We start from the raw sequence: 12,426 nt of genomic DNA, 5'->3' as shown, positions 1-12,426 counted from the left end.
GGGGTGGTCGCTCTGGGGCCTGCTGCAGAACGAGTCTGTAAGCGTGTTTCCGTCCTTGAGCGGCGCTGACTCGTTCTTCGCTTTGACGGCCCCTGCCGCGACCACCCCGCCCCGTCCCACCCCCTCCCGTGCGGTGGGGGGAGAAAAGAGAGACGGCGTCAGGGTGACGGTGCGGTCTGCCAGGGCGAGGAGGGCGGGGCGGTGGGCGGTGAGGATGACGGTGCGGTCGCGGGCGAAGTCGCGGATCGCCTCCACGACGGCCTGTTCGGTGGCCGTGTCGAGGTTGGCGGTGGGTTCGTCCAGGAGCAGCACCGGGCGGTCGGCCAGGAAGGCGCGGGCCAGGGCCAGGCGCTGGCGCTGGCCGGCGGAGAGGCCGGAGCCGTGTTCGCCGAGGGGGGTCGCCGCGCCGAGGGGGAGGGCGTTGACGAACTCGTGGGCGTGGGCCCGGTGGAGGGCGGTGGCGAGTTCGGCGTCGGTCGCTTCGGGGCGGGCGAGGCGGACGTTGTCGGCGATGGTGCCGGCGAAGAGGTAGGGGTGTTGCGGGACCCAGGCGATCTGGGTTCGCCAGTCGTAGGTGTTCAGGGGCTTGTTGTCGATGGTGATGGTGCCGGTGGCGGGGGTGGTGAAGCCGAGGAGGAGGGAGAGGAGGGTGGTCTTTCCTGCTCCTGAGGGGCCGGTGACGGCCAGGGTTTCGCCGGGCTCGATGGTCAGGTTCAGGGACTGGATGGCGGGGGCGTGGGGGACGGTCACGTCACGGAGTTCGATGACCGGGCGGTGTACCGGGCGGGTGCCGGGGGTGGGTGTCTCGGTTTCCAGGACGGCGAAGATCTGCTGGGCTGCGGCCAGGCCCTCGACGCTGGCGTGGTAGTGGGTGCCCACCTGACGGATCGGCAGGTATGCCTCGGGGGCCAGGACCAGGATCAGCAGGCCGGTGCGGAGGTCCAGGCTGCCGTCGACCAGGCGGGTGCCGATGCCTACGGCGACCAGGGCGACCGAGACGGTCGAGAGCAGTTCCAGGGCGAAGGAGGAGATGAAGGCGATGCGGAGGGTGCGCAGGGTGGCCTGGCGGTAGTCGTCGGTGGTGCGGCGGATGGCGGCTGCTTGAGCTTTGGCACGGCCGAAGACCTTGAGGGTGGGGAGGCCCTCGACCACGTCCAGGAAGTGGTGCGAGAGGCGGCCCAGGGTGCGCCACTGACGGTCCATCCGGGACTGGGTGGCCAGGCCGATGAGGACCATGAAAATGGGGATGAGGGGGAGGGTGAGGACGATGATCAGGGCCGAAAGCCAGTCGGCGAGGGCGATGCGGGCGATGACGGCGACGGGGACGACTACGGCCAGCGCCAGTTGCGGTAGGTAGCGGGCGAAGTAGTCGTCCAGGGCGTCGATGCCGCGGGTGGCCAGGGTGACCAGTTCGCCGCTGCGCCGGCGGGTGAGCCAGTTGGGGCCCAGGGCGGTGGCGCGGGTGAGCAGTTGGGCGCGGAGCTCGGACTTGACGGCTGCGGAGGCGCGATGGGCGGCGGTCTCGGTGGCCCAGGAGGTCAGGCCGCGGGATATGGCCACGGCGGCGAGGGCCAGGAGGGGTGGGGTGGGGTGCTCCGATTTTTGGAAGGCGTCGACAACGATGTCGGCGATGAGCACGGCCTGGGCGATGACCAGGACGGCGTTGAGCGCACCGAGGGCCGTGGAGAGCAGGAGGAAGGTCCTGGTCGTCGCGGCGTGGCGGAGGAGGCGGGGGTCGACGGGCTTCATGGCACCTCAGTGGGCGGGGATGTTGCGGACGCCGATGCGCTTGCGGAACACCCAGTAGGTCCAGCTCTGGTAGACGAGGACCAGCGGGGTCATGATGCCGGCCACCCAGGTCATGACCTTGAGGGTGTAGTGCGAGGACGATGCGTTGGAGACGGTCAGCGACCAGGCCGGGTCGAGGCTGGAGGGCATGACGTCCGGGAAGAGCGCGAGAAAGAGCATCGCCACGGCGGCGACGATGGTGACGCCGGAGCAGATGAAGGCCCAGCCCTCGCGGCCGGCCTCGTTGAGGGCGAGGGCGGCCAGCAGGGCGAGGACGGCGATGACCATCGCGGCCAGTGACCATCCGTCGCCGCTGGAGGTCTGGGTCCAGATCAGGAAGGCCAGGGCTAGGACGGCGGTGATCAGGCCGGTGGTGCGGGCCAGGGTGCGGGCGCGGGTGCGGATGTCGCCCAGGGTCTTCAGGGCGACGAAGACCGTGCCGTGGAAGGTGAAGAGGGACAGGGTGACCAGGCCGCCGAGGAGGGCGTAGGGGTTGAGCAGGTCGAGGAAGTTCCCTGCGTAGTCGCCGGCCTCGTTGATCTTCACGCCGTGGACGATGTTGGCGAAGGCCACCCCCCAGAGGAAGGCGGGGAGGAGGGAGGTCCAGAAGATGGCGTGCTCCCAGTTGCGCTTCCAGCGGGGGTCGCTGCGCTTGGCCCGGTACTCGAAGGCCAGGACGCGGACGATCAGGCAGACCAGGATCGCCAGCAGGGCCAGGTAGAAGCCGCTGAAGAGGGTGGCGTACCAGGCCGGGAAGGCCGCGAAGGTGGCGCCGCCGGCGGTGAGCAGCCAGACCTCGTTGCCGTCCCAGACCGGGCCGATGGTGTTGATCAGCACCCGGCGCTCGGGTTCGTCGCGGGCCAGCAGTTTGGTGAGGATCCCTACGCCGAAGTCGAAGCCTTCGAGGAAGAAGTAGCCGATCCAGAGGACGGCGATCAGCACGAACCAGACGTCGTGGAGTTGCATGGTTCTCTCCTCAGTACGCGAAGGCGAGGGGCTGGTCGGCGTCGCCGGACGGGCCGCGGAGGGTGGGGTCCTGGCTCGGGGGTTCCTCGTCGGTGGGGCCGGCCTTGGCGTAGGTGATCATGAGACGGATCTCGATCACGGCCAGGAGGGCGTAGAGGAGGGTGAAGATGGTGAGCGAGGTGATCTGTTCGCCGACGGAGACGGTCGGCGAGACCGCCTCGGCTGTGGTGATCAGGCCGTAGACGGCCCAGGGCTGACGGCCCATCTCGGTGAAGATCCAGCCCCAGGAGTTGGCGATCAGCGGGAAGCCCATGGTGAGGATGGCGATCCGCCAGGCCCACTTGTTGAGGAACGGGTTGAGCTCCTTGGTTCTGGTGAGCATCAGCAGCGGGATCTCGGATTCGCCGCGGCGGTGCTCGGGGGCCAGCCAGAAGCGCTTGCGGGTCAGCCAGAGGCCGGCGGCGGCGATGGCGAAGGAGGTCATCCCGAAGCCGATCATCCAGCGGAAGCCCCAGAAGGCGGTCGGGATGTTGGGCTCGTAGCTGGGGGCCTTGTCTCCGTACTTGGCCCGTTCCTGGGCCTGCACGTCGTTGATGCCGGGGACGGCGTCGTGGAAGTTGCTGGTCGCCAGGAAGGAGAGCAGGCCGGGGATGGTGAGCTCTATGGTGTTCCGGCCCTCGTTGACGTTGCCGTAGGCGAAGATCGAGAACGGGGCCGGCTGCTGGGTGTCCCAGAGGGCTTCGGCGGCGGCCATCTTCATGGGCTGCTGACGGAACATCACCTTGCCCAGGCTGTCGCCGCTGACGGCGGTGCCGATGCCGAAGATCACCGCGATCACCAGGCCCAGGCGCAGGCTGGCGCGCATGGCGCCGATCTTGGCGGAGTCGGTCTCCTGCAGCCGGTGCTGGCGGCGCAGCTGGTAGGCGGCGATGCCGACCATGAAGGCTCCACCGGTCAGGAAGGACGCCATCATCGTGTGGAAGACCACGACCAGGGTGGTCTCCTGGAAGAGCACCTTGCCGATGTCGGTCAGCTGGGCCCGGCCGTTGGCGCCGATGGTGTAGCCGACCGGGTGCTGCATCCAGGAGTTGGCGGCCAGGATGAAGTAGGCGGAGAGGATGGTGCCGATGGCGACCATCCAGATGCAGCCCAGGTGGATCTTCTTCGGCAGCCGCTCCCAGCCGAAGATCCACAGGCCGATGAAGGTGGACTCGAAGAAGAAGGCGAGCAGGGCCTCCATCGCGAGCGGCGCCCCGAAGACGTCGCCGACGAACTTGGAGTAGGCGGACCAGTTCATGCCGAACTGGAACTCCTGGACGATCCCGGTGGCCACCCCGAGTGCGAGGTTGATCAGCAGGAGCTTGCCCCAGAACTTGGTGGCCTTGAAGTACTTGGCCTTGTCGGTGCGGACCCAGGCGGTCTGCAGTCCTGCGGTGAGTGCGGCCAGGCTGATCGTCAGGGGGACGAAGAGGAAGTGGTACACGGTGGTGATGCCGAACTGCCAGCGCGCCATCGTCTCGTGGGCGAGTGCCAGCTCCACGTCGGTGCCTCCCTCGGTCGTGTTCTGAACGATTGTCATGCCTAGTTATGCATTTTTTGCCGTTTCCACAGCGCAGGCACGACGCGATCGTTCTCTTGTGAACGTGAACACATTCACAAAGTATTATGACCTACGGGTTTTCGAAGCTTGCAGGGGGGTCCCCGGTTCAGTTGCAGCCCCCAGGGGCGCGGGGAACTGCGCGCCCAGCCAGGTACTAGCGCGCAGCCGGGATCCGTACTCGGAACACGGCGCCTTCGCCGGGGGTGGTGAGCAGGTCGACCTGCCCGTGGTGGGCTGCGGTGAGGGCGGAGACGATGGCCAGGCCGAGGCCCGCGCCGCCGCCGTCCTGGCGGCTGCGGGAGGAGTCGACGCGGTAGAAGCGCTCGAACACCCGGGCGGCCTGGTCCGGGGTCAGCCCCGGGCCGTTGTCGGCGACCTCGATGACGCCCTGGCCGTCGACGGTGCCGACGCCGATGCGTACCGCGGTGCCGCGCGGCGTGTGCTTGACGGCGTTGCCGACCAGGTTGGTGACCACCTGGCGGAGCCGGGCCTCGTCGCCCAGGACCAGGGCGGCGGTCGGGGCGGTGCTGCCGCCGGGGCCGGTGAGTGCGACCGGGCGGGTGGGGTCCAGTGCGGTGGTGTCGTGCAGGGCGTCGGCGGCCAGGGTGCGCAGGTCCATCGGCGCCAGTTCCAGGGGGCGCTGCTCGTCCAGGCGGGCCAGCGTGAGCAGGTCCTCGACCAGGCCGCCCATCCGCAGCGCCTCGCTCTCGATCCTGGCCATGGTGCGCTTGATGTCGGCCTCCTCGCTCAGCGCCCCCATCCGGTAGAGCTCGGCGAAGCCGCGGATCCCGGCCAGCGGGGTGCGCAGCTCGTGGGAGGCGTCGGCGACGAAGCGCCGCATCCGGTCCTCGGAGGCGGCCCGGGCGGCGAAGGCCGACTCGATCTGGGCCAGCATGGAGTTGAGCGAGCCGGCCAGCCGGCCGACCTCGGTGCGCTGGGAGCCTTCCGGCATCCGGTGCGACAGGGTCTGCCCGGCGGCGATCTCGGTGGCGGTGGCCTCGATCCGGCGCAGCGGCTTGAGGCCGCGGCGGACCGCGAACCAGCCGGCCAGCCCGATCAGCAGGACCACCGCGGCACCGATGGCGAGGAAGCCCTCGTCGAACTTGGCCACGGTGGCGTCGGTGTCGTCCAGCGAGGAGGCGACCACCACGGTGACCTCGATGCCGTCCTCGGTCCGCTGCTGCATCAGCACCCGCCAGCTGCCGCCGCCGTGGTTGCTGGGGACCGTGAACGGCTTGTCCAGATGTGCGCTCACCTGGTCGGCGCTGAGCGCCGGGAGGCTGGGGACCGGGTCGGAGGCGGTCACCAGCTGGTCCAGGAAGGGACGGTAGCTGCCGTCGGGCTCACGGATGGTGATGACGAACTTGCTGGGCAGGGTGGGGCTGCCGTTGTCGCGGCCCTTCGGCGGCGCCCAGAGCCGCCCGCTGTTGGGGGCCACCACCCGGCGCATCTGGTCGTCGACCCGCTGCACCAGCTGGTAGCGGACCGTGGTCAGCACCAGCGTGTCGCTGACCGCGAGACCGAGGGTGACCAGCGCGATCGCGAGCACCAGCAGCCGGCCGCGGAGCGACAGCCGGCGCCCGACCGCGCCGCGGGCCCGGTTAAGCAGGCGGACGACGAAGGACATAGCCGATTCCCCGGACGGTGTGGATCAGCTTGGGGTGTCCGTTGGCGCCGGAGTCGACCTTGCGCCGCAGGTAGGAGATGTAGGACTCGACGATGCTGAGGTCCCCGCCGAAGTCGTAGGCCCAGACGTGGTCCAGGATCTGCATCTTGGACACCACCCGGCCGGTGTTGCTCATCAGGTACTCCAGCAGCTTGAACTCGGTCGGCGAGAGCGAGACCTGGTTGCCGCCGCGGACCACCTGGTGGCCGACCGGGTCGAGTTCGAGGTCGGCCACCACCAGCCGGCCCGCGTCCGCCGGGCCGCCGGTGCGGCGCAGGATCGCCCGGATCCGGGCGATCAGCTCCTCCAGGCTGAAGGGCTTGGTGACGTAGTCGTCGCCGCCCGCGGTCAGGCCGCTGATCTTGTCGTCCACGCCGTCCTTGGCGGTGAGGAAGATCACCGGGATCCGGTCGCGCTCGCCGCCGCGGCCGGCCGGGGTGCCCGGCTGCTCGTCCCGCAGCCGCCGGACCACGGCGAAGCCGTCCATGTCCGGCAGCATCACGTCCAGCAGCACCAGGTCGGGCCGCTGCCTGGCGACGGCGGCCACGGCCTCGGCGCCGGAGGCGGCGGATGAGACGTTGAAGCCCGCGAAGCGGAGCGAGGCCGAGAGCAGTTCCCGGATGTTCGGTTCGTCGTCGACGACCAGGAGACTGGCTTCGGTGCTGTCCATGTGCGGCCCCTGACAGGTAAGACGGAGGGTGAGGGGGTTGAATCCAAGACGGTTGCACTGTGCACCGTATGGGTCCTGGATGAGGAACAGCTAAACGTCCTTATCCGCCGGTCGTCCCGCCGCCGAAGCCGCCTGCGCCGAAGCCCCCCGCCGTGGTGGTCGCGCCCTCGCTGACGGTGGTCGCGGCCAGGTTGCCGGAGGAGTCGGTGGTGCCCCGGACAGTGACCGTCTCCCCCGCCTTGAGGTCGCCGACCTTGCCGGTGCTGGAGAGGGTGACCTTGGTGGAGCTGCCGGTGGTGACCTTCACGATGTTGCCGGAGGAGTCGGTGAGGTAGACCGTGCTGCCGTCGACCAGCTTGACCGTGCCGGTGGTGGCTCCGCCGGCGGTGCCGGTTCCGGTTCCCAGTCCGCCGGTGCCGGCCGCCCCGCCGGCCGCGCCGCGGGTGAAGCCGGCGAAGCCGCCGGCGGCCGCGGTCGTGGTGGCCGGCTTGACGTTCTTCTCGACCATCGCGCCGCCGGCGAAGGCGATCGCGGCGATCACGCCGCCGGCCAGCGCCAGGGTCAGCCAGGGCAGCTTGCGGCGCGGCGGCGCGGCCAGTTCTCCGACGATGTCGCGGGTGTCCGGGGGCTCGGCGAGGATCTCCTCCGGGCTGAGCTCGGAACCGGCCACCACGTCGAGCACCTGGGTGGGCTCCTCCTCGCGCAGGCCGGGGACGAACGAGTCGTTCGCCTTCACGAGTTCGCCGTGTCGTCCGGCCATGTCCGTTGTCCCCTCAGATGTGTGACGGTCACTCATGACGCAGCGCCTCGATCGGGCGCAGGCTCGCCGCCCGGCTGGCCGGATAGCTGCCGAAGAACAGGCCGATGGCGACGGCGATGTCCGCTCGGTGACCGTGACCAGCATGATGTTGGTGATCCCGATCCCGCCGACCAGCAGCGAGATCGCCGCCACCGCCCCCAGCAGCACCGTGAAGGTCTGGTCGGTGGAGGTGCGGGTGGTCAGCAGCGAGGTCTGGCTGGAGACCCGGAAGTCCACCGCGCTGGCGCTGGTGATGGAGTGCTGGCCCATCAGGATCGTGGTGATCTCGTTGGTGGCGTTGGTGGTGGCGTCCGCGGTGGTGGCCTCGACCAGGATCTGGCTGAGCGAGCCGCTGAACCCGGTGAAGGCGTTCTGGACGGTCGGCAGCGGCGCGATGATGGTGTCGTCCGGGTCCTGGAAGCCGGTTCCGCCCTTGGTGGCCAGCTCGCCGACCACGGTGAACGGGGTGCCACCGAGGGTGATCACCTTGCCGATCGGGCTGACCGTGCCGAACAGGTCGGTTGCGGTGGTCGAGCCGATCACCGCGACCTTGCGGGAGTTGAGCACATCGTCGTTGCTGAAGTAGTCGCCCTTGTCGACCTTGCTGTTGGAGGCCTCGAAGTAGGCCGGGTAGGTGCCGACCACGGAGCTGACGGTGTGCGAGGTGCCCTCGTAGATCGCCGTCTGCGAGGTGCTGACCTCGGGTGCCACGCCCTTGATGTCCGGGGCCTGGCTGGTGTCCGCCAGCGCCCTGGCGTCGTCCACGGTCAGCGGCTTGATGGTGGTCGCGGTGGAGGTGCTCGACCCCGAACCCGAGGTGACCGTCAGCGAGTTGGTGCCGAGGGCCTGGATGGCGTCCTTGACCGCCTGCGAGGAGCCGTTGCCGACGGCCAGCAGCAGGATGACGGCGGCGACGCCGATCAGGATGCCCAGCATGGTCAGCCCGGAGCGGATCTTGTTGGCGGCCAGGCCGCCGAAGGCGAAGCGCAGGGTCTGGAAGGGGTTCACCGGTCGCCTCCGTTCGCGTGGGCCCGTACGTGGCCGATGTGCAGGGTGTGCGAGGCGAACTCCTCGGGGTCCTGCAGGGCGGGGGGCAGGCCGTGCAGCGGTGCCTGCCGGATGTCCTCGTAGATCTGGCCGTCGACCAGCCGGACCACCCGTTTGGCGTGCCGGGCCACCTCGTCCTCGTGGGTGATCAGGACGATGGTGCGGCCGGCGGCGTTGAGGCGGTCGACGATGGCCAGGACGTCGTCGGTGGAGCGGCTGTCGAGGTTTCCGGTCGGCTCGTCGGCGAGCAGCATGGCCGGGCTGGTCACCAGGGCCCGGGCGACGGCCACGCGCTGCTGCTGGCCGCCGGAGAGCTCATTGGGACGGTGGTCGGCGCGGTCGGCCAGGCCGACCAGGGTGAGCGCGGCCATCGCCCGGCGGCGCCGCTCGGCGGCCTTCACCCCGGCGTAGGCGAGCGGGAGTTCGACCTGGGCCAGCGCGGTGGTGCGCGGGACCAGGTTGAAGGACTGGAAGATGAAGCCGATCTTGCGGTTGCGGACCAGCGACAGCTGGTGCTCGTCCAGGTAGCCGACGTCGATGCCGTCCAGCAGGTAGCGGCCGGAGGTGGGGGCGTCCAGGCAGCCCAGGATGTTCATCAGGGTCGACTTCCCGGAACCCGAGCTGCCCATGATGGCGACGAAGTCGCCCTGGTAGATCGTCAGGTCGACGCCCTGCTCCACGCCCTGGTCGTCGACCGGGCCGGCCAGGGCGTGCACCGCGGCGTCGCCGTGGCCGTAGGTCTTGACCAGGCGGCGCACCGCCAGGATCGGCACCGGGCCGCGCGGGACCGGCGGCTCGGCCGGCGGTGGCTGCTGCGGCCTGCTGCGCAGCCTCATCCCCGACCACCGCCCAGACCGCCGACGGCGGCGCCGCCGGCCGTGCCGGTACGGGTGCGTCCGGTGCCGCCGGGGAAGCCGCCGGCCGGGAAGCCGTTGCTGCCGGTGGTGGACACCACGGTCAGCTGCACCTTCTGGCCGAGCTGGACACCGCTGGTGATCTGCACCTCGGTGTCGCCCTGGATGCCCACGGTGACGGGGGTGCGGGTGGTCGTGCCGTTCGCGTTGACGACGGTCACCGTGCTGTTGGCGCCGGTGCCGGTGACCGCGGTGGTCGGCACCCACAGCGCGTTCTGCGCCTCGCCGGTGGTGACCTGGACGCTGGCGCTCAGGCCGGTGCGCAGGTTGGAGGTGTCGCTGGTGATCGCCAGCAGCGCCGCGTACTGCACTGCGCTGCTGGAGCTGCCGCCGGAGCTGGAGCTGCTGACCGGCAGCGAGCTGATGGAGAGCAGCTTGGCGGTGAGCGTGGTGCCGGTCTCGGCGTTCAGGGTGACCGTGGCGGCCTGGCCGGACTTCAGCTTGAGCGCGTCCGACTCGGAGAAGTCCGCGGAGACCTCCATCCCGGTGGGGTTGGTGATCACCACGAAACCGCTGAGGGTGGAGGAGGAACTGCTGCTACTGCTGCTGCTCGAACTGCCGCCGGAACCGGAGCCGCCGGAGCTGGTGGTGCCGGACACCGTGTCGCCGACCTTGCCGGTGACCGACGCAACCGTGCCGCTGACCGGGGCCTTCAGCACCGTACCGTCCACCGCGCGCTGGGCGGCGTCGACGGAGTTCTGCGCGGTGGTGACCTGCTGCTCGGCCGAGGCCAGCTGGGCCGGGTCGACCGAGGGCGTGGCGCTCGCGGTGACGTCCGTGACATAGCCGGCGTCCTGGACGGTGGCGGCCTTGCTCTTCGACGCGGAGGCCGAGGCGGACGCGGAGGCGGAGGCGCTCGCGGAGGCGCTGGCGGACGGGCTCGGCCTGGCCGAGGCCGACGGGCTGGTGGTCGGGGTGGCGCTGCGGCCGCCGGTGGTGGAACCGCCGCTGCTGCTGCCGCCCGAGGTGCCGCCGGTGCTGGTGTACCCGGTGGTGCTGCCCCCGGTGGTACCGCCACTGCTGCTGCCGCCGCTCGTACTGCTGCCGCTTGTGCTGCTGCCGCCGGAGGAGCTGCCGCCACCGCTGTTGTTGTTGCTGCTGGTGGCCGTGCCGTCCTCCACCGCGGTCAGGTTCGCCTGCGCGGAGGTGAGCTGGGCCTGCGCCTCGGTCAGCGTCTCGTTCGCCGTGGTCGGGTCGACCTTCGCCAGGACCTGCCCGGCGGTGACCTTCTGACCTGCGGTGACGTCCACCTCGGTGAGTGTGCCGCCAGTGGTGAAATTCACACCGGCGTCGGTCGGCGAGGTCAGCGAGCCCGAGCCGGAGACCGTGGCCGTCACCGTTCCCTGCTCGACGGTGGCCGTCCGGGCCGTGCTCTTGGCGGTGCTGCTACTGCCGTTGTTCACGGTCGCGTACGCGGCCCCCGCTCCGGTGACCAGCACCAGGGCGAGGACGGAGTTCAACAGGACGGCTTTCCGCCGTCGTGGGAGCACCTTCATGGCGCACAGACTGGCCCGGTCGCCCTGTCATGCTCTGCGAGTGGTCTGGGAGTTCCCTGTGTGCCGTACGCCGTGCCCGGGCAGCCATAAGCTGACATACAACGCATAGCTGCCGTCCAGCCGGCTGCTACGGTCCTCGGCTACGCTCCGGCTCACAGGCAATTGCCAGACGGCGTCCAGGCGTCCCCCACCCCGGTACGGTTCTGTCTGGCGTCATGACCGCACTCCACCCTCGCGCCCTCGCGGCAGCCGGAGTCCTGAGCCTCGGCGCTCTGGTGCTGTCCGGCTGCTCCTCGTCCGGCACGGCCGCTTCGGCCCAGCCCAACTCGTCGGCCTCGGGCAGCGCCCAGGACTCGGCGTACCGGAACTGCCTGTCCCAGCACGGAGTCACCCTGCCCAGCGGTCGACCCGGCGGCGCCGGGGCGAGCGGCCGGCCGAGCGGCTTCCCCAGCGGTGCCAGGCCCAGCGGCGTCCGTCCCAGCGGCGGCTACGGCGGCGGGGGCTTCGGCTTCGGCGGTGCCTCGGCCAACCCCAGCACGCAGGCCGCGATCCAGGCCTGCGCCTCGGACCGCCCGAGCGGCGCCGCGGGGTTCGGCGGCGGCAAGGGCGGCGGCTTCAACAGCACCGACCTGGCCGCGTTCACCAGCTGCATGAAGGACCACGGGGTGACCGTGGCGGCGAACGGCCTGCGCTCGCTGAACACCACCGACCCCAAGACCGCGGCCGCCTACAAGACCTGCAAGGTGCTGCTGCCGACCAGGAGCAGCAGCCCCTCCCCCAGCGCGACCGGCTGACGCCTCCATCCGGGGCCGCCGTCAGCCCGAAGTCGTCGGGGCGGCCTCGGTGACCGTGGTCGCCGCGACGCTGCCGGAGCTGTCCGTGGTGCCCTCGACCGTCACGGTCTGACCCGGGGTCAGGTCCGTGGTCTTGCCGGTCTTGGTCGTGGTCACCTTGGTGGAGCTCTTGGTCGTCACCTTGATCACGCTCCCGGAGCTGGTGGTCAGGTAGACGGTGCTGCCGTCGACCAGCTTCACCGTGCCGGAGGTCGAACTGGTGGAAGAGCCGGTGCCGGTGCCGCCGGTACCGCCGGGGGCGCCGCCGCCGAACCCGCCGCCCGCACCGCCCTCGGCGCTGAACCCGCCGGGGGCCGCGCCGGTGCGGGCGAACCCGGCGCCGGCCGTGCTGGTGCTGCTCGGGTTCTGCTTCTCGTAGTAGGCGCCGCCGGCGAAGCCCAGTCCGGCGATCATGCCGGCGAACAGCAGCATGCTGAGCAACGGCAGCTTGCGGCGCGGGGGTTCGGCCAGTTCGGCGCTGATGTCGCGGGTGTCCGGGGGTTCGGCGAGGATCGCCTCCGGGTCCTCGCCGCCGGGCAGCGCCGGCACGGCGGAACCGGCCTCGTAGGGCACCGGAAGGTTGACCACCGGTACCCGGGCCGTGGTGGCGAGTTCCTCGGACTGCTTGGCAGCCATGGTCGGTGTCC

10 protein-coding genes are annotated in these 12,426 nt (G+C 70.5%); 1 reads left to right on the top strand and 9 read right to left on the bottom strand.

Annotation, left to right across the window (positions count from 1 at the left end):
- The 8 genes from cydD to IF29_RS43600 all read right to left on the bottom strand — a co-directional run.
- Positions 1-1,749, bottom strand: a 1,749-nt coding sequence (gene cydD / locus IF29_RS0116105) for a thiol reductant ABC exporter subunit CydD (RefSeq protein ID WP_063757513.1), incomplete at its 3' end; no start/stop codon positions are given.
- 6 nt (positions 1,750-1,755) lie between these two features.
- Positions 1,756-2,754: a cytochrome d ubiquinol oxidase subunit II gene (cydB, locus tag IF29_RS0116100; RefSeq protein ID WP_030254844.1), complete on the bottom strand. Its 999-nt coding sequence runs from the start codon at positions 2,752-2,754 to the stop codon at positions 1,756-1,758.
- 10 nt (positions 2,755-2,764) lie between these two features.
- Entirely contained in the window at positions 2,765-4,294 is a 1,530-nt protein-coding gene (locus IF29_RS0116095) for a cytochrome ubiquinol oxidase subunit I (protein ID WP_030254842.1), read from the bottom strand.
- Between the two features lie 214 nt (positions 4,295-4,508).
- Complete coding sequence (locus IF29_RS0116090; RefSeq protein WP_030254839.1) at positions 4,509-5,981, bottom strand: sensor histidine kinase; 1,473 nt, start codon at positions 5,979-5,981, stop codon at positions 4,509-4,511.
- The gene (locus tag IF29_RS0116085; protein WP_030254835.1) at positions 5,956-6,690 is read right to left on the bottom strand and encodes a response regulator transcription factor; all 735 of its coding nucleotides are present in this window, start codon (positions 6,688-6,690) and stop codon (positions 5,956-5,958) included. The genes IF29_RS0116090 and IF29_RS0116085 overlap by 26 nt, the downstream gene beginning before the upstream one ends.
- Before the next feature lie 100 nt (positions 6,691-6,790).
- A complete protein-coding gene (locus IF29_RS47650) occupies positions 6,791-8,497 on the bottom strand; it encodes an ABC transporter permease (RefSeq protein ID WP_051725381.1) in 1,707 nt (568 codons plus the stop codon).
- Positions 8,494-9,372, bottom strand: coding sequence for an ABC transporter ATP-binding protein (locus IF29_RS0116070; RefSeq protein ID WP_084714334.1), 879 nt, complete (start codon positions 9,370-9,372; stop codon positions 8,494-8,496). The genes IF29_RS47650 and IF29_RS0116070 overlap by 4 nt, the downstream gene beginning before the upstream one ends.
- Entirely contained in the window at positions 9,369-10,946 is a 1,578-nt protein-coding gene (locus IF29_RS43600; protein ID WP_084714331.1) for an efflux RND transporter periplasmic adaptor subunit, read from the bottom strand. The genes IF29_RS0116070 and IF29_RS43600 overlap by 4 nt, the downstream gene beginning before the upstream one ends.
- A 215-nt stretch (positions 10,947-11,161) precedes the next feature.
- Here IF29_RS43600 and IF29_RS0116060 point away from each other — a divergent pair, with 215 nt between their 5' ends.
- Entirely contained in the window at positions 11,162-11,740 is a 579-nt protein-coding gene (locus IF29_RS0116060) for a hypothetical protein (RefSeq protein WP_030254825.1), read from the top strand.
- A 21-nt stretch (positions 11,741-11,761) separates the two neighbouring features.
- On the opposite strand, the gene IF29_RS0116055 is transcribed toward IF29_RS0116060, so the two are convergent.
- Positions 11,762-12,415 carry a hypothetical protein gene (locus IF29_RS0116055; protein WP_051725378.1) on the bottom strand — a complete coding sequence of 218 codons (654 nt, stop codon included), beginning with the start codon at positions 12,413-12,415 and terminating at the stop codon, positions 11,762-11,764.
- Positions 12,416-12,426: the final 11 nt, after the last annotated feature.

It is taken from the genome of Streptacidiphilus jeojiense (genome assembly GCF_000719095.1).
In the GTDB taxonomy this organism is placed as follows: Bacteria; Actinomycetota; Actinomycetes; order Streptomycetales; family Streptomycetaceae; genus Streptacidiphilus; species Streptacidiphilus jeojiensis.
This window is presented reverse-complemented; position numbering and strand designations above follow the sequence as displayed.

Bases quoted from the DNA above. Each gene is read 5' to 3' on its own strand.
- cydB (WP_030254844.1), bottom strand. From the start codon at position 2,754: ATGCAACTCCACGACGTCTGGTTCGTGCTGATCGCCGTCCTCTGGATC.
- IF29_RS0116090 (WP_030254839.1), bottom strand. From the start codon at position 5,981: ATGTCCTTCGTCGTCCGCCTGCTTAACCGGGCCCGCGGCGCGGTCGGG.
- IF29_RS0116085 (WP_030254835.1), bottom strand. From the start codon at position 6,690: ATGGACAGCACCGAAGCCAGTCTCCTGGTCGTCGACGACGAACCGAAC.
- IF29_RS0116070 (WP_084714334.1), bottom strand. From the start codon at position 9,372: ATGAGGCTGCGCAGCAGGCCGCAGCAGCCACCGCCGGCCGAGCCGCCG.
- IF29_RS43600 (WP_084714331.1), bottom strand. From the start codon at position 10,946: ATGAAGGTGCTCCCACGACGGCGGAAAGCCGTCCTGTTGAACTCCGTC.
- IF29_RS0116060 (WP_030254825.1), top strand. From the start codon at position 11,162: ATGACCGCACTCCACCCTCGCGCCCTCGCGGCAGCCGGAGTCCTGAGC.
- IF29_RS0116055 (WP_051725378.1), bottom strand. From the start codon at position 12,415: ATGGCTGCCAAGCAGTCCGAGGAACTCGCCACCACGGCCCGGGTACCG.